The following is a 20,880-nucleotide window of genomic DNA, read 5'->3' as shown; positions in this document are numbered from 1 at the left end:
TTAGGCGTTGATGCCAGTAATCTTAACTTCAGTGAACCACTGACGGTGGCCCATCTGCTTACGGTGGTGCTTGCGACGACGGAACTTGACGATCTTAACTTTATCGCCACGACCGTGGGTCACAACTTCAGCAACAATCTTGCCGCCATCTACGTAAGGAACACCGACCTTTACGTCTTCGCCGTTCGCAACCAGAAGAACTTTATCGAACTCAATGGTGCTACCGGTTTCAACGTCTAGCTTCTCCAGACGAACAGTCTGGCCTTCGCTAACACGGTGTTGCTTACCACCACTTTGGAAAACCGCGTACATAGTAAAAACTCCGCTTCACACGCCGACCGCGCCATGTTGGGGTCAGGGTGTGGCTTAAAACTTGTTGACAATGGCCGGGCATTCTACGCCAAGGACACAAAACAGGCAAGACCCAGGATAAAAAAGATCGCGGAAGGATCTGACCGAATTGAGCGACACCTCAATCAATGGGCAAATGCGGCTGTTATGCGCGTGGAATTTGGGTAGAATTCGCTTCCATACTGTGCACATTATACTTACAGCTGCCGAGTTTGGCAGCCTACAGCCGGATATATTATGGACCTGAACGCCATCCGAGACTTGGCCGACAACGATATGAAGTTGGTCAACCAGATGATCTACGAGCAACTCCACTCCGATGTTGTCCTGATCAACCAGCTCTCCTTCTATATCATCAACGGTGGCGGGAAACGGATGCGTCCGTTGCTGACTCTGTTGGCCGCTCAATCCGTAGGCTACGAGGGGGACAACCATATCCGCCTGGCTGCCATCATCGAATTTATCCACACCTCCACCCTGCTTCACGACGACGTAGTGGACGAGTCCACCATGCGCCGGGGGCGGGAGACCGCCAACGCCCTGTTCGGCAACCAGGCCAGTGTGCTGGTGGGTGACTTCCTCTATACCCGCTCCTTCCAGATGATGACCGACATGAAGAATCATGAGGTGATGGAAGGCCTGGCGGAGGCCACCAACGTACTGGCCGAGGGTGAAGTGATGCAGTTGATGAACTGCAACGACCCCGACACCACCGAAGAGAGCTACATGCAGGTGATCTACTGCAAGACCGCCAAGCTGTTCGAAGCGGCGACCGGTCTGGCGGCGGTGGTGGCCAACCAGGATGAGGTGATTGTGAAGGCGCTGTCCGATTACGGCCGCTACCTGGGTACCGCCTTCCAGCTGGTGGATGACGTACTGGATTACACCGCCGAAGCGGACGAGTTGGGCAAGAACATCGGCGACGACCTGGCCGAAGGCAAGCCTACCCTGCCCCTCATCTATACCATGGGTAAAGGCAGCGAGGAGGAGCGTCAGCTGATCCGCGCCGCCATCGAGAATGGCGGCACCGAGGAGATCGACCCCATCCTGGCCGCCCTCAACCATTGTGGCGCCCTGGAGTACACCATGGACCGCGCCAACGAGGAAGCGGACAAGGCGATCGCCGCCCTGGCCCCGCTGCCGGACAGCGACGCCAAGGTGGCCCTGGAGTCCCTGGCCCGCATCGCCGTGGACCGCCGCAGCTAAGGCTGGCTCACTGCGCCAGGTGCCAGAGACAAAAAAGGCCCCAATCGGGGCCTTTTCTCTGTCTGGCTGACGGCTTAGCCGTTCACAAAGGCCTCGCCCTTGTCGATGTCGCCCACCAGGGTCTCCATCATGCCGTCCAGGGCCTTCTGTTCAAACTCGCTCAGGGCGCCGTAGCTCTGCACCTCGGCCACACCCTCGCTGCCCAGCAGCACCGGTTGGGCGAAGAAGCGGCTGTGCTCGCCATTGCCTTCTACGTAGGCGCACTCCACCACACCCTGTTCGCCCTGCAGGGCGCGCACCAGGGAGGTACCGAACCGGCAGGCCGCCTGAGCCATGGACAGGGTGGCGCTGCCGCCACCGGCCTTGGCTTCCACCACTTCGGTGCCCGCATTCTGGATGCGGTGAGTCAGGGAGGCAATCTCCTCATCGGAGAAGGTTACGCCTTCAACCTGAGACAGCAGAGGCAGGATGGTCACGCCGCTGTGGCCACCGATGACGTTGATCTTCACCTGCTCGGGGCTCAGGCCCTTGGCTTCGGCAATGAAGGTCTCGGAACGGATCACGTCCAGGGTGGTGACACCGAACAGGCGGCGCTTGTCGTAGACACCGGCGTTCTTCAGCACCTCGGCGGCGATGGCCACCGTGGTGTTCACCGGATTGGTGATCACGCCGATGCAGGCCTTGGGCGCCACTTCGGCCACCTTGCCCACCAGGTTGCGAATGATGCCGGCGTTCACATTGAACAGGTCCGCACGATCCATGCCGGGCTTACGAGCCACACCGGCGGAGATCAGCACCACGTCGGCGCCTTCCAGGGCGGGGGTAGGATCTTCACCCGCATAGCCCTTGGCGTTCACTGCGGTGGGGATGTGGCTGATGTCCACGGCAACGCCTGGGGTTACCGGGGCGATGTCATACAGAGCCAGGTCGCTGCCCTTGGGCAGGTTCAGTTTCAACAAAAGTGCCAGAGCCTGGCCAATCCCGCCGGCCGCGCCGAGTACTGCTACTTTCATGGGGTTCTCCATCTATCCTTTGATGTGACATGGATCGCGTTTGAATGTCTGCGCTCACCATACCCAAACACGGGTTTAAAGGCAATTTTACCAATCTCTTATTGACCCTTAACCCGAGCTCTGCTCCACTGCCCTTCTGGGCCTGTGGTTGCCTATCCAGAGGCAAATAGGCAAAATGAATAACTCTCTAGAAACAACGAGCTGCCAGAATGAAGTCGACCCGCAATCAGGATGAGCTAATCCGCGTTTTCAAATCCCTGCTGAAAGAGGAGCGTTTTGGCTCCCAGGGCGAGATCGTCAATGCCCTGCAGGCTGCCGGATTCAGCACCATCAACCAGTCCAAGGTGTCACGCATGCTGAGCAAGTTCGGCGCCGTCCGAACCCGCAACGCCAAGCAGGAGATGGTCTACTGCCTGCCCGCCGAGTTGGGTGTCCCCACCGCCACCAGCCCCCTGAAGAACCTGGTGCTGGACGTGGACCACAACGGCGCCATGATCGTGGTGAAGGCCAGCCCGGGCGCCGCCCAGCTGATCGCCCGCCTGCTGGACTCCATCGGCAAGCCCGAAGGGATCCTGGGCACCATCGCCGGTGACGACACCATCTTTATTGCCCCCACCAAGGCGGACAACATCGATAAGGCGCTGCAGACGGTCAAGGACCTGTTCAACTACAAGGGCTGATACCCAGTCGCAGAAAACAGAAAGGCCCGCACTGAGCGGGCCTTTTTTATGGTTCATCGCGCATTACCGGGAAAAGCGGCTCGTATCTTCAAGAAGAAGTAGTCGCTGTCCCGGTATCCGTAAGCCATGCGTTTGATGACCTTTATCTTGTTGTTCATTCCCTCGAGCTTACAGGTGTGCAGCCGGTAGGTAGCCGAGGCGAGAATGCCTTTGAGGTAGGGTTTGAGCTTCTTTGCGAAGCGAATCAGCGGCTCGATGCCGCTCTCGGTGACCTGTTGCCACCATAACCGCCACTGGCTTAGCGCTGCATCGGGACAGTCGGCATACCACAACTCTTTCAACTGTTCCCGCATTAGATACACCACCATCAGCGACCGGTTCTCGGCCAGCAGTTCCTCCAGATAGGCATGCTGCTTGTCGGTCATGTTCTCCCGGTTCTTCAGCAGCACCCAGCGACCTCGTTTCACCCTTCGTCTCGCCGGTTTGTCCTGCCTCAGTTCATTGGCTCGGTCCACTCGCACCCGGTCCACCACTTCCCGGCCATATTTGGCCACCACATGGAAAAGGTCGTAGACCACTGCGGCATTGGGGCAATGCATCACCACCTCAAGGTCGAAGGCGGTATTCATGTCCATGGCTACCGCTTCGATATGCTGGCAGTGCTCTCCCAACGTCAGGAAGAACGGTCGTATCGCCTCTCGACTACGGCCCTCGCCAACCCACAGCACCTGGTGGGTGTCGGCATCGGCGATGACCGTGGCGTAGCGGTGGCCCTTGAACAGGGCAAATTCGTCCATCACCAGCCGTCGTACCTTGCTCCAGTCCGGCTCGGTGACTTCCCGAGCCAGGCGCCGTCTATCCAGTCGTTTGAGGGTGTGCCAGTGCAAACCGGTCATCTCATTAACGTGCTTGATGGGCATCCGCTTAAGCAGTTGCTCGACGTACAGGATAAGTCGGTTGGTCTGGCGAGCATGGGGCTCCAGCCAGGAAAGGCACTCAGTGACCACACCACAGTCAGGGCAGCGTAGTCGGCGCAGTGGTACAGACAGCAAAGTCTGGTAGCCAAAAATATCACGCTCCTGAACAGTGCGGAGAGTGACATCGTGAACCCGACTGACAGCTTGGCCACAGCGACATTGACCGGGGCCCGTGGGGGTTAAATGGATGGTAAGAGTATCGTGGTGGAGCTCAGTATGAGTGGGGGAAAACCCTTCCCACGGTAAGATAGGCAAGGTAAGCTTTTGCATCGAGAACGGCTGGTGGTGATTGTTTGTGTTTGGCGACTAAACAATAACCTTTCCAGCCGTTTTCGTATCTAGTTCCCGCTAATGTGCGAAGAACCTTTTTTATTGTCAGGCTGTTTAGCCGACGGCGGACTCCATGAAGTCCAGAGAGGGGGCGAAGAACGCCGCGCCGGTGACCGCCTGGGTGAAGTTCAGCAGGTGATCATAGTGGCCATGGCCGTCACCGTGGATCATCGACTTCAGCTGGGCTTCGAAGTGGACCGGGGTGCTGCAGCAGCTGATGAAGAACAGACCCTGCTCCTTCATGGTGCCGTAGGGCATGCTCTGACGCAGGATCTCCATGGACTTGCCCTGGTCATCCTTGAGGTTGGTGCGCTTGATGTGGCAGGTCAGGGGCTTGTCCTGGCTGGCGTACTCGACGTTTTCCATCTTGGTACGGCCAATGGTGTCCTCCTGCTGCTTGAGGCTGATGCCGTTCCAGCGGTCCATGTTGTGCTGGTAACGCTGGATGTGGATGTAGCTGCCACCGCGGAAGGAGGTGTCCTCGTCGCCCACCAGGGCCACCTCGCGGCGGTGCACCCCCTGAGGGTTCTCGGTGCCGTCCACAAAGCCGGTCAGATCCCGGTTGTCCAGGTAGCGGAAGCTGCGCACCTCCTCCACCAGTTGCACCAGCCCCCTGAGGCGGTGACACACCTCCATGGCGGCCACATGGTTGATGTCTACCCGGTCGGAGCGAATGTGGATAAACAGGTCCACCGGCTGCACCGGCGCCTTGCGGTCGTCCTGCTCGAAGCTGGGGAAGGGACGCAGCTTGGCGGGACGGGCATCGGGGTAGAGGGTATCCCAGTAGTTGGCGCCGACGGCCACAAAGCCGTTAAAGGCACTGTCCGCGTTCTGATCCACCGAGGCCTGCAACCAGGCGGCGATCTCCGCCAGCACCCCTCTCAGGGCGGGCTCCGCCTGCTCCTCTGCGTTAAACAGCAGATACAACCCATGAAGGTTGCCCTCTGCACATACCCCTGCTTGCTCCCGAGGCATAGCGCTCCCTGTGTCTGTGGTCATGATGACTCCGAACTCCGATAACAATACAAAATACCCGGCGATCTCCCATGGTGCAATCGCCGCCCATCAGTCTGCCCCAAGGCAGGGCCTGAGATCTTGCTCTGCCTCATGCCTTGAGTGAAAAAGGATGAATATCAGCCACTCATAAAAAAGCGCCCTCCGATGGAGGGCGCAACTGCAGTAGAGAGAGTTGTAGTTCTTATTATGGAGTTCAGTTCGCTCCCTTGACGGTGACAAACTCAGGGTAGGCATCGATGCCACAATCCGCAATGTCCATACCGCGGTACTCCTCCTCTTCGCTGACCCGGATGCCCATGGTCTTCTTCAGCAGGTACCACACCGCCAGGCTGGTGGCGAATACCCAGGCGAAGATGATCAGGGCGCCCAGGGCCTGAGTGCCGAAGCTGGCGTCGCCGTTGGACAGAGGCACCGCCATCAGGCCAAAGAAGCCACACACGCCGTGTACCGAGATGGCTCCCACAGGGTCATCGATCTTCACCTTGTCCATGGCCACGATGGAGAACACCACCAGACCACCGGACACCAGGCCAATCACCCCGGCCAGGGCCAGAGAGGGCGACAGCGGGTCGGCGGTGATGGCCACCAGGCCGGCCAGGGCGCCGTTGAGGATCATGGTGAGATCCGCCTTGCCCCACATCAGCTTGCACACAATCAGGGCCGCAATGGCACCGAAGGCGGCCGCGGAGTTGGTGTTGACGAAGATCTTGGCCACGGCGGTGGCGTTCTCGGCGTCAGACACCATCAGCTGAGAGCCACCGTTGAAGCCGAACCAGCCCAGCCACAGGATAAAGGTTCCCAGGGTCGCCATCGGCATGTTGGAACCCGGGATGGGGTGCACGCTGCCGTCGGCACCGTACTTGCCCTTACGGGCGCCTAAGAGGAGCACCCCGGCGATTGCTGCTGCCGCACCGGCCATGTGTACGATGCCGGATCCGGCGAAGTCCACAAAGCCCAGCTCAGAAACAAAGCCACCCCCCCAGGTCCAATATCCCTCAACTGGATAGATGAAGCCGGTAAGGACAACAGCAAAAGCCAGAAATGCCCACAATTTCATACGTTCCGCCACGGCACCTGAGACGATGGACATGGCGGTCGCCACAAACACCACCTGGAAGAAGAAGTCCGATTCCAGGGCGTGGTCTGCGTCAGAGGCCTGGGTGCCAATCAGCCCGCCCAGACTGGGCAGCCAGCCCGCTTCCGGGTTATCCACGTACATGATGTTGTAACCCACCAGCAGGAACATGGCGCAGGCGATGGCGTAGAGGCAGATGTTCTTGGTGAGGATCTCGGTGGTGTTCTTGGAGCGGACCAGGCCCGCCTCCAGCATGGCGAACCCCGCCGCCATCCACATCACCAGGGCGCCGGACATCAGGAAGTAAAAGGTGTCCAGGGCAAATCTCAGTTCCGACACCGTGGTGCCCAGTTTGGTTAACTCTTCCATCTCTCGTCCCCCTTAAATCGCTTCTGCGTCGAGCTCACCGGTACGAATCCGCACCGCCCGCTCGAGGTCATATACAAAGATTTTTCCGTCGCCGATCTTGCCGGTGTGGGCCGCCTGGCTGATCACCTCAATTAGGTGGTCCACCTTGTCCGCGGCGGTGGCGATCTCCAGCTTCACCTTGGGCAGGAAGTCCACCTGGTATTCGGCGCCACGGTAGAGTTCGGTGTGCCCCTTCTGGCGGCCAAAGCCCTTCACTTCGGTGACCGTCAGTCCATCCACCCCCAGGTCTGCGATCGCTTCCCGGACATCGTCCAGTTTGAACGGCTTGATAATGACGCTTACCAATTTCATCTTCCCAATCCCTCATCCAGTGCTGATGGCATAGCTAATTCAACTCTTGTGCCAATTTTTATTGTTCTTTTAAATCATGCCCTTAACCAAAAGCCGCTCATTCACACTGACTAACCATGCACCATTAGGTGCGCTTTTATTCCGGTTTCGCCCTGTTTTGGTGCGCAAAAAAGCAGCACAAAAAAAGCCCCGCAGAGGGCGGGGCTTGTCTGGGTGTGTACCGGCTACTCGGTCTTACCCGGGTAGTTCTTGTCCCACTCGGGCACCAGGGTCTTCTTGAAGGTCTCCTTGTCGGCACGGAGTTTATCCATGTCCAGTCCCACCACCGCCTGGGCCTTGGCCTTGGTGGAGATGTCCGGCACCTTCACCTCGGCGGTCACACCGTTCACCGCCAGGATGCGGGCCAACATGGCTCGCGCCTCGGCGCTGCGCTCCAGGGAGGTGCCCAGCACCCGCATCGCCTCGGCCGGGTTGTGCGCATGCACCCCGTGAGAGGCGATGGCGTAATCCCAACGCCACTGGGCGTGACGGATGGCGGTCAGGGCGTCCTTCATCTGCGCCTCGGTGGCCCCGGCATCCCAGGCCGCCTTGGCTTCGAAGTGGGCTTTGACCAACTGGTCTTCCGCCTGAATCTTCAGGTCGGTGACCATCTTCTTGTAGTCAGCCACCACCTTCTCCAGATCCTCTTTACTCTGCTCATGACACTTGCCGCAGGTGAACTCGAAGCGATCGAAGGGGTTGCCCACATTGTGGTCGGTGTACTTCTTACCCTCGGCATTGGTCACCCGGGGCATGTGACAGTCGGTACAGGAGACGTCATTGCGGCCATGAGGGCCGGTGCGGGCGGTCTCGAAACCTGGGTGCTGCGCCTTCAGCATCGGTGCCTTGGACACACCATGGGTCCAGTCTTTGAACTCCAGGGCATCATAATAGGCTTCCATATCCTCCACCGAGGTGCCGTTGTTCCAGGGGAAGGTCACCATGATGTCCGGCTTGGAGAAGTAGTACTCCACGTGGCACTGGGCACAGACCATGTTCTGACGGTCCGACTTGGAGGCGGACTCCCAGTCCATGCCGATGGCGGCGAAACCACGCTCGGCAAAGGGAACGGACATCCTCAGCTTGCCCTTGTTGGTGTGACAGTTGCCGCAACCGATCTCATTGGTGATCTCATCACCCCGCTTGGCCCACTTACCGTGGAAGTACTCCTTCTCACCCAGGGTATCGATCAGCCTGGGCACATCCGGACTCTTACAGGACCAGCAGGCCATGGGCATGGGACCATCCTCTTTGCCCGTGGGCGCACCGGTGCGCAGGGTGTTGCGCAGGTCGGTGATGGTGTAGTGGTGGCCCCTGGCCTTGTTGTAATCCTTGGCGAAGCCGTAGCCCGCCCAAAGCACCACCAGTCTGGGGTCTTCGGCCAGGGCATCCACCAGCTCCTTGCTCTCCTCGGTCTGCTGCCAACTGGCATACTGTTTCTTGAATTTGGCGAATTTGCTGCTGTCCGCTTCGGTCACCTCTTTGGCGATGGTCAAAGGCGCGGCCAGACACAACAGTGCTGCAATGAGTTTCATCCTGTTCACGATTGCGCTCCATTATTGCTGTTTTAGATGGCAACCGGGGCAGCTCGGTCATTCGGCAACGATGTTGCTCACACCAAAGGCCAACCCACCCTAAGGCTGCCATCTAAGGATAGATAACCTGACCGATTTCGCCCGCGAATCACTCACTTCTCTTGTCATCCACCGGAGCTTGGCGATAGGCTTGCAACAAACCTCAGGAACAGAGCCCGTCATGCGCCGTAACAAAAGCCTATCCACCACAGTGTTGTCACTGATTGTCAGTGTGATTTTCATCTTTGGCGGCCTGGCGGTCTTCTCGGTGATCACCCTGATGTACAGCGTGGATGACGCCAAGGCGATCAACGCCTCCGGCTCCCTGCGAATGCGCTCCTACCAGCTGATCTTCCTGGCCAACGCCGGCAGCACTGTGGTGGACCGCAAGATCGCCGAATTTGAGGAGATCCTCTACTCCGACGAACTGGGTAAGGCGCGCAGCTGGTACAACCCGGGTTCCACCCATCAGCAGTACGATCAGGTGATCGCCAACTGGCACCAGATGAAACTCTATGCCCTCAACGGCAACTCCCGCGCCTATGTGAATGAGGTGCGCCAGTTTGTGGATGAGATCGACATGCTGGTGGATATGCTGGAGAGCCAGGCGGAGAAGAAGACCATGTTGCTGCTGGCCACCCAGTTGCTGGGGCTGCTGACGGTGATGGCCATGGGCTTCCTGCTGATGCGGGCCGTGGGCGGGCGGGTGCTGCGGCCCCTGCATCAACTGGAGGAGGCCGCCCTCTCCATCAGCCGGCGCAAGTTCGATCTGGATCTGCCAGACAGTGAATACCACGAACTGCAGACCCTGAGTGACACCTTCAAGGAGACCGCCGCCGAGCTGGAAGCCCTCTACAGCAACCTGGAGCAACAGGTAGAAGAGAAGACCCGGGAGCTGGAACAGGCCAACGCCGGTCTGCTGCTGCTGTATCAGACCTCCCTGTGGTTCCACCGGGACCGCCTGGGGTCAGACACCATGCAACAGGCCCTGGAGCGCCTGCAGAAACACACCGGCGCCAATGGGGTCACCCTGACCATCGACGGCCGCAAAGACCTGACCATGACCCTGGGGGATCCCAGCCGCAACACCCCCATCTCCACCGCCGAGCCCCTGGTGTTTGAACATGAGCGCCTGGGCACCCTGTCGCTGATTGGCCACGGTCCGCTGCCACCGCAGATGCTGCACAACTTCGCCATCATCGTCGCCCGGGCGGTGCTGCTCAACCGCGCCAGCCAACAGCGGGAGCGGCTGACCCTGATGGAGGAGCGGGGCACCATCGCCCGGGAGCTGCACGACTCCATGGGCCAGGTGCTGGCCTACATGAAGATTCAGACCTCTTTGCTGAAGCGGGCCATCGCCGCCAACAATCAGGAACTGAGGGACCAGGCGATGGAGGAGATCGTCTCCGGCACCAACCAGGCCTACCAGCAGCTGAGGGAGCTGCTCTCCACCTTCCGCCTCACCATCTCCGAACAGGATCTCAAGGCCAGTCTGGAGCAGATGTTGGAGCAGCTGGAGTCCAGGTCAGAGAGCAAACTGGTGCTCAACTACCAGCTCAATACCCCGTCCCTATCCCCTCAGCAGCATGTACACCTGCTGCAGCTGAGCCGGGAGGCGGTACTCAATGCCATCAAGCACTCCGGGGCCGACACCATCACCCTCAGTGCCCTCTCCCTGGAGGATGACCGCATCGAGCTCAGCGTGTGCGATACGGGCATAGGTATCGAAAACGTGAAAGAGAGAGAAAACCATTTCGGAATTGGTATCATGCATGAGCGTGCACGCAAGCTGGGCGGCGAGCTGGAATTCATCTCCAACCCCGGCGGCGGCCTGTGCGTGAAGGTAATATTCAGACCACAAGAGGACGATAAGCATGAGTAAGCCCTGGAGCGTGATGGTCGTGGATGACCATCCCCTGCTGCGACGAGGCATCTGTCAGCTGCTGACCCTGGATGAGCGCTACGACCTGTTTGCCGAAGTTGGCTCGGGCGTGGATGCCCTGGCGGCGGTGGCCGACGATGAGCCTGACCTGATCCTGCTGGATCTGAATATGAAGGGGATGTCGGGTCTGGATACCCTCAACGCACTGCGCCAGGAGGAGGTCACCAGCCACATCGTCATCCTGACCGTGTCCGACGCCGCCGAGGATGTGCGCACCCTGATCCAGGCCGGTGCCGACGGCTACCTGCTCAAGGACAGTGAACCGGAACAGATTCTGGATCAGGTGGAACAGGTGATCACCGGCAAGCAGGTGATCACCGAGCGTCTGCAATCCTACCTGCAAAGCTCAGGAGATGAGGACGACAGCTGGTGGCAGGAACTCACCCCCAGGGAGCAGGAGATCGCCCGGCTGATCGCCGAGGGGATGAGCAACAAGCTGTTGGCGGAAAAACTGTTCATCAGTGAGGGCACCGTCAAGGTGCATGTGAAGAACCTGCTGAGAAAAACCGATTGCCGCTCCCGGGTGGAGCTGGCGGTGAAGGTGTTGCAGAAGTAATCCCAGGGTTCCCTGCCCGGTTGAAACACGCCTGGGCAGGTTGATACTCTGTGGGCCCTAGCGCCCCAGAAACTGGTGCCAGCTCTCCAGCAGCTGGCACAGATCCTCCAGGCCACAGCTGGACTCACTCTCCTGGTCGTAGAGCTCCACGTCCGGATCCAGTTCCTGCTCCTGCTCCATGCCCAGGGCATTGTGGCTCAGCATCACCTCACCCTGCTCCAGGACCAGGGTCCACTCCCCCAGGCCGAAACGGCGCTCCGCCAGCCCGTTGGCTTGACGCAACTGACCCAGCAGCTGGTCAACCAGTTCACGCCGGCCCAGCTCCTCCGTCAACAGCTGACCAAAGGCCTCATGGCCCATGGACAGCCTTGCCTCCCGCTCTCCGGTGAGGCCGTGTTTGAACTCATATTCCATATCAGGGTCTTAATCTCAGAATCGCGACCTAAAGTGTAACCCAGGGTGCCGGGGGCCGCAGTCCAATCCCTGCGCATCCACACATGAAACCCAGGGGGCATTCCTCTATGATAGTGAGTCATCTCTTATTGAGCACAGCAGTATGTCCCTAACCGAACAAAGAATCAGCGAGCTGGAAACCAAGGTGGCGTTCCAGGAGGAGACCATCGACAGCCTCAACCAGACCGTGGTGGAACTGAACCAGCGGCTGGACCTGATGCAACGCCAGGTCAAACAGCTGGCGGACAAGGTGATGGCCACCGGCCCCAGCCAGATCGCCTCTCAGGCGGAAGAGACCCCACCACCCCATTACTGATATGAGCCAGACCACCCTCTCCCCGGACTCTCTCACCATCGCCCTGCTGGGCGAGGCGGTGCTGCGCCAGCACGCCGGCGCTGTCCGGTTGCCGGATCCACAAACAGAGCAGCTGGCCCAGGCCATGCGCCAGAAGATGGATGAGCTGGGAGGGGTCGGCATCGCCGCCCCCCAGGTACACCACAGCCTGGCATTGATGATCATCGCCTCACGGCCCAACGCCCGTTACCCGGACGCCCCGCAGATGGATCCTGTGGTGATGGCCAACCCCAGCATCGAGGCCCAGTCCACAAACCTGGAGATGGGATGGGAGGGGTGCCTGTCGGTACCTGGCATTCGCGGACAGGTCGCCCGCCCACAGTGGGTGGAGGTCAGCTTCGATGATCTCGCTGGCCAACGACACCGGCGTCGCCTCGAGGGGTTCGTGGCGCGCATCTTCTGCCACGAGTTTGATCACCTGTGCGGCCTGACCTTCCTCGACCGGGTCGAGGACAACCGCCAGCTGATGGCCACCGAGGTGTGGCTCAGGGAGGGACAGCGATGATGAAACCCATCGCCATGGCCGCCCTGGCCAGCCTGATTCTGGCTGGCTGCGCCTCCAACTCACTGTTCCTGCCCTATCCGGCGCAGATGGGGGAGGTGAAGGCCCAGCTGGACAACGGCAAGGGCCAGGCTCTGAAACCCCTGGAGGCCGGACTGGAGGGTCAGGACCGGCTGCTGTACGCCCAGGAGGCGGGACGGGTCGCCCAATTGCAAGGCAATTTCGACGCCAGCCGCCGCTACTTTGAACAGGCCCTGAGCCAGTATGATCAGCGCGACTGGAAGGCCCTGGTCAGCCTGAGCGACCTCACCAGCCAGGCCGCCGCTGCCACCATCTCCGACAACCTGATCCCCTACCGGGGCCAGGCCTACGAGCGGGTGCTGGTTCACCAGTATCAGTCCCTGAACTACCTGCTCAGTGGCGATCTCACCGGGGCCACGGTGGAAGCGAGGCGGGCCGACCAGGCCCAGACCCTGGCCCTGAGGGCCTACGAAGACAGGGATGAGGTGAAGACCTTGCGCAGCGCCGGCCTCAACCGGGAACTGGCCAAGCTGGACTCCCTGGGAGGCAACGCCACCAACTCCTTCATCAACAGCTACACCCTGTATCAGAACGCCATTCTGTTTGAAGCTCAGGGAGAGGACAACGACGCCCTCATCGACCTGCGCAAGGCGCTGCAGGCCTACCCGGACAACAGCCTGCTGGGGGCCGAGTATGTGCGCCTCTCCTGCGAGCTGGATATCGACTGCGAAGGCGCCCGTCGCCAGTTTGGTGCCCCGGCCGAATTTGCCCCGGACCAGGGGCGGGTCATCGTCCTGCTGGAAACCGGTTATGTGCCCGCCCGGGAGTCGGTCACCATCCCCTTCACCATCGATGGCTACTATCAGCAGATCTCTCTGCCTACCTACCGGGGCTTGCCTGCGTCCAACTCAGGGGTCAAGCTGAGCCTGAAGGGAGCTGACTCCTATCAGGGGGAAGCCCAGTTGATAGGGGAGATCGACACCCTGGCGGTGCGCGCCCTGCAGGAGCAGTATCCCGCCATCGTCCTGCGCCAGGCGCTGAGGGTGGCCGCCAAGGCGGGCACCAACGAGTGGGCGGAAAAGAAGGGCGGTGACGTGGGTGCCATCGCCATGCAGATATTCAATGCCCTGACGGAGCAGGCGGACCGGCGCAGCTGGCTGACCCTGCCCCGCCAAGCGTGGATGTGGCCCAAGGCGGTCACTCCGGGCCAGTATCAGCTGGCCATCGACGGCCCCCCGCAGCCGGTGGAAGTCAAAGCGGGACGAACCACCCTGGTCTGGGCGGTGAAGACCGGCCCGGGGATCCGGATGCACTCAGTGATTTTGTAAGAGGAAGACCCAAGATGAAAAGCGTAAAACTGATCGTGGCCGTTGCGGCCATCGCCCTGCTCGGCGGCTGTCAGTCCAAGGTGGAGTACCGGGATGCCACAGAAACCGAGACCGTCACCGTAGATTTTGGCTCTTCGGATCTGCAGTCCGTGGCCGCCAAGATGGTGGACTCCATGCTGACCACCCCCTCGGTGATCCGCCTCACCGGCGACAGCCGTCCCGTGGTGTTCGTTGACAAGATCAAGAACAAGACCTCGGAGCACATCGATACCGAGTCCATCACCGACACCATCAGCACCCGCCTGCTGCGCAGCGGCCAGTTCCGTTTCGTGGACATGACCAAGGTGGAGTCGGTACGCAAACAGCTGGACTTCCAGAACAACGGTGGCCTGGTGAATCCGGCGACCGCCATCCAGTTCGGCCGCCAGATCGGCGCCCAGTACATGTTGTACGGCAACCTCTCCAGCATCGTGAAGCAGGACGGTTCCACCAAGGATGTCTACTACAAGATGACCATGCGCCTGATGGATCTGGAGAGCGGGCTGATTGAGTGGGCGGACGAGAAAGAGATCCGCAAACAGAAGAACCGTTCCTTCCTGGGGCTCTAAGAAACAGGATTATTCCGGGGTAAACACTCCGATGATCTGACCGGCGCCTGCCTGCTTCTGGGCAGGCGCTTCAGCCTGCCTCTGCTGATGGCCGCACTCCACACACTCCATCACCTCAACGCCGTTCTCGGCGAACAGCATGATGCTGTCCATCGCCTGACACTCTGGGCAGCTGGCCCCGGCAATAAACCGCTTCTTGCGGGTTGCTTCCATGATCAATCTTCTCCTTTGGCCTGTGGTACACTTCGGCCACTTCCTATCTGACTATCGAACCCATGATAACGCTAAATCAGGTGCAACTCATCCGCGGCGCCAAGCGGCTGCTGGATAACACCTCACTCACCATCTATCCCGGCCACAAGGTGGCCCTGGTGGGCGCCAACGGCAGCGGCAAGTCCAGTCTGCTGGCCATGCTCACCGGTCAGGTCAGCCCGGATGCGGGGGATCTGAGCCTGCCCAAAGGGTGGCGCATGGCCACCGTGGACCAGGAAACCCCGGCCCTGACGGTCAGCGCCCTGGATTATGTACTCGACGGAGACCGCCAGTTCCGTGCCCTGGAGCAGGAGCTGGGGCGCGCTCAGGAGTCCGGCGAGGGTAAGGCGATCGCCGCCGCCCACGACGCCTTCGAGGCCTATCATGGCTATCAGGTGCCGGCCCGCGCCGCCGAACTGCTGGACGGCCTGGGGTTTGACCAGAGCGCCCAGGGGCAATCGGTCAAGAGCTTCTCCGGTGGCTGGCGCATGCGCCTCAACCTGGCCCGGGCCCTGCTGGTGCCCTCGGATCTGCTGCTGCTGGATGAACCCACCAACCACCTGGATCTGGACACCCTGATCTGGCTGGAGGGGTGGCTCAAACGCTACCCGGGAACCCTGATCCTCATCAGTCACGACCGCGACTTCCTGGATCAGGTGGCCGGCGAGGTGGTGCACATCGAGCACCAGAAGCTGAACCACTACAAGGGCAACTACAGTCAGTTTGAACGCCAGCGTGCCGAGCAACTGGCCCAGCAGCAGGCCCAGTTCGAGAAGCAGCAACGCCAGCGGGCCCATATGCAGTCCTTCGTGGATCGCTTCCGCTACAAGGCCAGTAAGGCCCGTCAGGCCCAGAGCCGGCTCAAGGCCCTGGAGAAGCTCACCGAGCTGGCCCCCCTGCACGCCCAGAACAGCTTCAACATCCGCTTCCGTGAGCCCCAGGCCCTGCCCAACCCGCTGATCCAGATGGATCAGGTCCAAGGGGGATACGGTGACAAGACGGTGCTGGAGCAGATAAAGCTCAACCTGGTGCCCGGCAGCCGCATCGGCCTGCTGGGGCGCAACGGCGCCGGTAAGTCCACCCTGATCAAACTGCTGGCGGGAGAGCTCCAGCCCATGAGCGGTGAGCTGGCCCCCAACCCTGCCCTGCAGATCGGCTACTTTGCCCAGCACCAACTGGAGACCCTGCATCCGGAGCAGAGCCCGCTGCAGCACCTGGCGCTGATCGCCCCGGACGCCACCGAGCAGCAGATGCGGGACTACCTGGGCGGTTACGGCTTCAGCGGCGACAAGGCCAAGGAGGTGGTCGCCCCCTTCTCCGGCGGGGAGAAAGCCCGGCTGGTGCTGGCCCTGCTGATCTGGCAGCGCCCCAACCTGCTGCTGCTGGATGAACCCACCAACCACCTGGACCTGGAGCTCAGGGAAGCCCTGACCCTGGCCCTGCAGCAGTTCGACGGCGCCATGGTGGTGGTGTCCCACGACCGTCACCTGCTCCGGGCCACCTGCAGTGAGTTCTACCTGGTGGACGGTGGCCGGGTGAACGACTTCGAAGGGGACCTGGAGGACTACCACCAGTGGCTGATTCAGCAAGCCAGAACCAGCGAATCGGAAGAGAGTGGTCCTTCCCAGTCAGAACAGAAGCGAAACCGCAAGCGCCTGGAAGCGGAACTTCGCCAAAAGCTGTCCCCCCTCAAAAAAATCGAAACTGACATCGATAAACGGATGTCAAAGTTGCACACTCGTCTGACCATCATTGAAGAGTCGCTGTCTGACAGTCGCCTCTACACCGATGAGTGCAAATCAGAACTGAATGGCCTGCTGATGGAGAGAGGCGAACTGCAATCCCAGCTTGAAGAGTTTGAGCTGGAGTGGTTGGATATCCAGGAGCAGATGGAAGCCATTCGGGACGCCGCGAAGGAGCAATAACAAGATGATCAGTCACGAGAGCCTGTGGCAGTTCAGCGACAAAATCTGGCAGCAGGAACAAGCCCGCCAGATCTGTTTGCTGATGCAGGATCAGTACAGCATCGATCCCAACCTGCTGCTGTTGGCCATCCTGATGGAGCATGAGCACATGTTCCTGGATGGCGAGCGCTTCACCACGCTGCGCAAGGCCAAGGATGAGTGGGAAGAGCGCATGGTTGGCCCCTACCGCCAGCTGCGCAAGCTGGCCAAAACCAGCCTGCCGGACGACAGCTACCGGCAGATGCTGGAGGTGGAGCTGGTGATGGAGAAACGCAGCCAGCGCCTGATGGTCAAGGCCCTGCAACACCTCAAGGTGGAGCAGGAGGGGGACAACCTCACCGCCTGCCTGCAGGCCCATGACCTCAATCCCGGGGACCTGCCCTCTGAGCTTCTGGGTCAGCTGTCGGAGCTGTTCGACCTGGCCAGCCAGATGATCAACCAGCCCCAGTTGCGGGCGGTGCAATAACCCAGGACCACTGAGTCACAAAGGGCCCCTCTCGGGGCCCTTTCTCTTTCCCTTTCCCCAAAGGGAAAAGTTCCGCTACCCTGAAGCCTCATTCCCACGGACATTGATGACACGGATGACGACCCGCTTTTCCCCCAGCCGCTGGTGGCGCAACCCCCACCTGCAAACCATCTGGCCGCTGATGGTCAAACCCGCCGCCCCGCCCCTGAAGCGGGAGAGGTTCACCCTCAGCGATGGCGACCACCTGCACCTGGACTGGCTGAACCCGGAGAAACAGGGCCCCCTCTACCTGCTGCTGCACGGCCTGGAGGGCGGCTCCGACTCCCACTATGTCAGGCGGATGCTGCATCGCCTGGACCAGCAGGGTGCGGCGGCGGTGGTGATGCATCAGCGCAGTTGCGGCGGTGAGATGAACGCCCTGCCCCGCACCTACCACAGCGGCGAAACCGCCGATCTGGGCCAGCTGCTCAGCCAGTTGACCCAACGCTTCCCCGGCCGGCCCATCCTGGCCATCGGCTACTCCCTGGGCGGCAATGTGCTGTGCAAGTATCTGGGCGAACAGGGCGCCAACAGCCTGATTCAGCGCGCCGTGGCGGTCTCTCCGCCCCTGGATCTGGCCGCCTGTGCCCGGCGCATGGAACGGGGCTTCTCACGGGTGTATCAGCGCCACCTGCTGACCCGCCTCAGGGGCAAGATTCATCAGAAGCTGGCCGGCCCCCACGCCGGGGCCATGCCCGTGGGGCCGGGAGAGTGCAACAAGCTCACCACCTTCTATCAGTTTGACCACAGGGTCACCGCCCCCCTGCACGGCTTCGACGGTGCCGACGACTACTACCGGCGCGCCAGCGGCAAGCAGTTCCTCAAGGGGGTGCGCCGTCCCCTGCTGGTGCTGCACGCCGCCGACGATCCCTTCATGACCGGTGCGGTGATCCCCGCCCCCCATGAGCTGGCCAGCAGCGTCACCCTGGAGCTCTGTCCCTACGGCGGCCATGTGGGTTTTATCAGTGGCGGCCCCCTGTGGCGACCGGCCTTCTATCTGGAACCCAGGGCAATCAACTTCCTGAACGAATCCTTATAAATCCGGCACTTTGCCCTGGTGCCTCCTACACTGAGACTTTGAGAGTGTGTGCGGGAGGTGGAGATGAAAGTTGTCTGGATCCTCGGAGGCCTGATGCTGGCAGCGGCCCCGGCTCATGGCCGTTACTGGGCCGACGGGCCGATGATGGTGCGCTCCCAGGCGCCGCTGAAGTCCCTGGTTCTGAGCCCCATCTTCCGGCCGGCCAGCTACACCCAGGGCGATGTTATCGCCGACGCCGCCATCTACGCCGCCAGCATCTGGGCCATCGACGATGAGTATGTGATGGACTACTACACGGTCCAATACCGCTTCAGCCTGCTGTGGAGTCCGTCGGACCGCTGGCAACTGGGGGCCTCCATCGCCAGCCACACCACAGACGACGCCCACCTGGACCAGCTGACCCTCTCCTTCCACAAGCTGTTTGGCATCGACCAGAACGGCCGAACCAAGGTCCCCAAGCATCGCAGCTACCTGGAGATCCCCAAAGCGGACCTGCTCATCGAAGATTTCAGCGGCCAGGCCATCGGCCGTCAGCTGGAACTCTCTGTGGGCTACTCCCTCTACCGCCACCACCGCCATGATCTCAGCACCACGGCGGTGCTGGCCTACGAGGATGACACCAACCCCCGCAGCGGTGGTGGCTGGGACGGCAGTGTCCAGCTGGACTATCAGTATGCCTGGGGCAGCAACACCGCCTACCTGATGGGGGCCATGGCCTGGACCGACGGCGACGCCCTGTTCGGCTTCGAGCTGGAGACCTCGAGCTGGCACTGGGGCCTGGGCTACCGCCGCCAGTTCGGTGATCGTCACCAGCTTCTGCTGGAGTACAACGCCGCCGACGGCATACTGCCGGACCTGGGGGAGTTCGCCAAATCGGTTCACGAGATCAGCCTGGGCTACCGCTACCAGGTTCGCAATCTGGCCCTGGAAGGGGTTATCATGGAGAACATCAAGTACCCGGACAACAGTGCCGACGTGGCCCTGGTGGCCAAGATTCGATATAAGTTCTGATCATGCTGATCCCCTACGACCAACTGAAGCAGAGTCTCTCCGCCGAGGCTCTGACCAACCTGATGCGGGAGTTCCTGCTGCAGCAGATCACCGATCAGGGATTTGACCAGACCGACAGCCAGGCCCTGTCCCAGGCGCTGCCCCAGGTGGAGGCCGCCCTGAAACGGGGCGAGCTGGTGGTGGAGTTCAGCGAGGAGGAGGAATCGGTGGCGATCCGCCCGGCGGATCAGGTGACCGCCAGCGCCTTCGAATGACCCTGCCGCTTGACCCGGCGGGGTCAACACTCTTATAACAAAAGATCAATTACAGGGAAGGGCCAAAGGATATGTCAGCCAAGCACCCCATCATCGCGGTCACCGGCAGCAGTGGCGCCGGCACCACCACCACCACCAAAGCCTTCAAGCACATCTTTCGCCAGTTGGGCGTCAAGGCAGCGCTGGTGGAGGGGGACAGCTTCCACCGCTACACCAGGGCGGAGATGGAACTGGCGATCCGCAGGGCCAGGGAAGAGAACAAGAGCATCAGCTATTTCGGCCCCGAGGCCAACGACTTCGCCGCCCTGGGCGACCTGTTTGAGACCTATGGCCAGTCCGGTCAGGGCCAGGTAAGGCAATACCTGCACACCTTTGATGAGGCGGTGCCCTTCAACCAGATGCCCGGCACCTTTACCCCCTATCAACCCCTGGAGACAGACACCGACCTGCTCTACTACGAAGGGCTGCACGGCGGGGTGGTGATCGATGAGGTGAACGTGGCCAAGAAGGTGGACCTGCTGATCGGCATGGTGCCCATCGTCAACCTGGAGTGGATTCAGAAGATCATCCGCGACACCGGTGACCGGGGCCACAGCCGGGAGAAGGTGATGGGCAGCATCGTCCGCTCCATGGACGACTATGTGAATCACATGACCCCGCAATTCTCCCGCACCCACATCAATTTCCAGCGGGTGCCCACGGTAGATACTTCCAACCCCTTCAGTGCCAAGGATATTCCCAGCGATGACGAAAGCTTCGTGGTGATCCGCTTCCGGGGACTGAAAGATGTGGATTTCCCCTACTATTTGAGGATGATTCAGGGTAGTTTTATGTCCAGGATCAACACCCTGGTGGTGCCAGGCGGCAAAATGGGCCTGGCCATGGAGCTGATTCTGACGCCGGTGATCAAAAAATTGATACAGCAGCGTAAACAAACCCTGATCAAGGAACAATTTGAACAGGGCAACAACGGAGAGCTGAGCTAACCTGAAATAACCCAGGATCCCGTCAGCAGTAATTTTGTTTGACCAAATTGGGTCTTTTCGGGCAGATCATCCTCTTTATCCGAGCTTTTTTTTCTGCGGATATAAAAAACTTGGATCAAGGT

The 20,880-nt window shown here is 60.5% G+C and carries 23 protein-coding genes; 14 read left to right on the top strand and 9 right to left on the bottom strand.

All coding sequences use genetic code 11. The features are described 5' to 3' along the window. Positions 1-312, bottom strand: a complete 312-nt coding sequence (gene rplU, locus QUE41_RS01815; RefSeq protein ID WP_028109698.1) for a 50S ribosomal protein L21 — start codon at positions 310-312, stop codon at positions 1-3. A gap of 276 nt (positions 313-588) precedes the next feature. Between rplU and ispB the strand changes: the two genes are divergently transcribed. Continuing rightward, a complete protein-coding gene (gene ispB / locus QUE41_RS01810) occupies positions 589-1,557 on the top strand; it encodes an octaprenyl diphosphate synthase (protein ID WP_286341266.1) in 969 nt (322 codons plus the stop codon). A gap of 74 nt (positions 1,558-1,631) precedes the next feature. On the opposite strand, the gene mdh is transcribed toward ispB, so the two are convergent. Next, positions 1,632-2,570, bottom strand: coding sequence for a malate dehydrogenase (mdh, locus tag QUE41_RS01805; protein WP_286341265.1), 939 nt, complete (start codon positions 2,568-2,570; stop codon positions 1,632-1,634). A 209-nt stretch (positions 2,571-2,779) separates the two neighbouring features. Here mdh and argR point away from each other — a divergent pair, with 209 nt between their 5' ends. Beyond that, a complete protein-coding gene (gene argR, locus QUE41_RS01800) occupies positions 2,780-3,250 on the top strand; it encodes a transcriptional regulator ArgR (protein ID WP_028109695.1) in 471 nt (156 codons plus the stop codon). A 53-nt stretch (positions 3,251-3,303) separates the two neighbouring features. Here the strand turns inward: argR and QUE41_RS01795 are convergent, their stop codons facing one another. The 5 genes from QUE41_RS01795 to nrfA form a co-directional block, all read right to left on the bottom strand. Beyond that, a complete protein-coding gene (locus QUE41_RS01795; RefSeq protein WP_286340972.1) occupies positions 3,304-4,497 on the bottom strand; it encodes an ISL3 family transposase in 1,194 nt (397 codons plus the stop codon). 114 nt (positions 4,498-4,611) lie between these two features. Next, the gene (locus QUE41_RS01790) at positions 4,612-5,556 is read right to left on the bottom strand and encodes a Dyp-type peroxidase (RefSeq protein ID WP_286341264.1); all 945 of its coding nucleotides are present in this window, start codon (positions 5,554-5,556) and stop codon (positions 4,612-4,614) included. Positions 5,557-5,767: 211 nt separating this feature from the next. After that, a complete protein-coding gene (locus tag QUE41_RS01785) occupies positions 5,768-7,018 on the bottom strand; it encodes an ammonium transporter AmtB (RefSeq protein ID WP_286341263.1) in 1,251 nt (416 codons plus the stop codon). Between the two features lie 12 nt (positions 7,019-7,030). Next, the gene (glnK, locus tag QUE41_RS01780) at positions 7,031-7,369 is read right to left on the bottom strand and encodes a P-II family nitrogen regulator (protein WP_028109692.1); all 339 of its coding nucleotides are present in this window, start codon (positions 7,367-7,369) and stop codon (positions 7,031-7,033) included. A 224-nt stretch (positions 7,370-7,593) separates the two neighbouring features. After that, the gene (gene nrfA / locus QUE41_RS01775; RefSeq protein ID WP_286342890.1) at positions 7,594-8,943 is read right to left on the bottom strand and encodes an ammonia-forming cytochrome c nitrite reductase; all 1,350 of its coding nucleotides are present in this window, start codon (positions 8,941-8,943) and stop codon (positions 7,594-7,596) included. A gap of 220 nt (positions 8,944-9,163) precedes the next feature. Between nrfA and narQ the strand changes: the two genes are divergently transcribed. Further along, complete coding sequence (narQ, locus tag QUE41_RS01770) at positions 9,164-10,864, top strand: nitrate/nitrite two-component system sensor histidine kinase NarQ (RefSeq protein WP_286341262.1); 1,701 nt, start codon at positions 9,164-9,166, stop codon at positions 10,862-10,864. After that, positions 10,857-11,480 carry a response regulator gene (locus tag QUE41_RS01765; protein WP_286341261.1) on the top strand — a complete coding sequence of 208 codons (624 nt, stop codon included), beginning with the start codon at positions 10,857-10,859 and terminating at the stop codon, positions 11,478-11,480. Before narQ ends, QUE41_RS01765 begins: the two co-directional genes overlap by 8 nt. Positions 11,481-11,537: 57 nt before the next feature. On the opposite strand, the gene QUE41_RS01760 is transcribed toward QUE41_RS01765, so the two are convergent. Continuing rightward, complete coding sequence (locus QUE41_RS01760) at positions 11,538-11,894, bottom strand: YacL family protein (RefSeq protein ID WP_286341260.1); 357 nt, start codon at positions 11,892-11,894, stop codon at positions 11,538-11,540. Between the two features lie 142 nt (positions 11,895-12,036). Here QUE41_RS01760 and QUE41_RS01755 point away from each other — a divergent pair, with 142 nt between their 5' ends. The 4 genes from QUE41_RS01755 to lpoB are packed head-to-tail and all read left to right on the top strand — an operon-like array spanning position 12,037 to position 14,747. After that, the gene (locus tag QUE41_RS01755) at positions 12,037-12,249 is read left to right on the top strand and encodes a SlyX family protein (protein WP_286341259.1); all 213 of its coding nucleotides are present in this window, start codon (positions 12,037-12,039) and stop codon (positions 12,247-12,249) included. Between the two features lies 1 nt (position 12,250). Beyond that, complete coding sequence (gene def / locus QUE41_RS01750; RefSeq protein WP_286341258.1) at positions 12,251-12,793, top strand: peptide deformylase; 543 nt, start codon at positions 12,251-12,253, stop codon at positions 12,791-12,793. Continuing rightward, positions 12,790-14,139, top strand: coding sequence for a COG3014 family protein (locus QUE41_RS01745; protein WP_286341257.1), 1,350 nt, complete (start codon positions 12,790-12,792; stop codon positions 14,137-14,139). Before def ends, QUE41_RS01745 begins: the two co-directional genes overlap by 4 nt. A 14-nt stretch (positions 14,140-14,153) precedes the next feature. Further along, complete coding sequence (gene lpoB, locus QUE41_RS01740) at positions 14,154-14,747, top strand: penicillin-binding protein activator LpoB (protein ID WP_028109684.1); 594 nt, start codon at positions 14,154-14,156, stop codon at positions 14,745-14,747. A gap of 9 nt (positions 14,748-14,756) precedes the next feature. Here the strand turns inward: lpoB and QUE41_RS01735 are convergent, their stop codons facing one another. Continuing rightward, positions 14,757-14,960 carry a YheV family putative zinc ribbon protein gene (locus tag QUE41_RS01735; RefSeq protein WP_286341256.1) on the bottom strand — a complete coding sequence of 68 codons (204 nt, stop codon included), beginning with the start codon at positions 14,958-14,960 and terminating at the stop codon, positions 14,757-14,759. Positions 14,961-15,022: 62 nt separating this feature from the next. Between QUE41_RS01735 and QUE41_RS01730 the strand changes: the two genes are divergently transcribed. The 6 genes from QUE41_RS01730 to QUE41_RS01705 all read left to right on the top strand — a co-directional run bounded on the left by QUE41_RS01730 (position 15,023) and on the right by QUE41_RS01705 (position 20,758). Continuing rightward, the gene (locus tag QUE41_RS01730; RefSeq protein WP_286341255.1) at positions 15,023-16,924 is read left to right on the top strand and encodes an ATP-binding cassette domain-containing protein; all 1,902 of its coding nucleotides are present in this window, start codon (positions 15,023-15,025) and stop codon (positions 16,922-16,924) included. A gap of 4 nt (positions 16,925-16,928) precedes the next feature. Then, on the top strand, positions 16,929-17,429 hold the full coding sequence (locus tag QUE41_RS01725; protein ID WP_286341254.1) for a TIGR02444 family protein: 501 nt from the start codon (positions 16,929-16,931) through the stop codon (positions 17,427-17,429). Positions 17,430-17,544: 115 nt separating this feature from the next. Further along, positions 17,545-18,507, top strand: coding sequence for a hydrolase (locus tag QUE41_RS01720; protein WP_286341253.1), 963 nt, complete (start codon positions 17,545-17,547; stop codon positions 18,505-18,507). Between the two features lie 63 nt (positions 18,508-18,570). Next, on the top strand, positions 18,571-19,518 hold the full coding sequence (locus tag QUE41_RS01715; RefSeq protein WP_286341252.1) for a DUF3187 family protein: 948 nt from the start codon (positions 18,571-18,573) through the stop codon (positions 19,516-19,518). 2 nt (positions 19,519-19,520) lie between these two features. Then, positions 19,521-19,772 carry a YheU family protein gene (locus QUE41_RS01710; protein WP_286341251.1) on the top strand — a complete coding sequence of 84 codons (252 nt, stop codon included), beginning with the start codon at positions 19,521-19,523 and terminating at the stop codon, positions 19,770-19,772. A gap of 71 nt (positions 19,773-19,843) precedes the next feature. Continuing rightward, positions 19,844-20,758, top strand: a complete 915-nt coding sequence (locus QUE41_RS01705; RefSeq protein ID WP_286341250.1) for a phosphoribulokinase — start codon at positions 19,844-19,846, stop codon at positions 20,756-20,758. Positions 20,759-20,880: the final 122 nt, after the last annotated feature.

It is taken from the genome of Ferrimonas sp. YFM (genome assembly GCF_030296015.1).
Lineage (GTDB): Bacteria > Pseudomonadota > Gammaproteobacteria > Enterobacterales > Shewanellaceae > Ferrimonas.
This window is presented reverse-complemented; position numbering and strand designations above follow the sequence as displayed.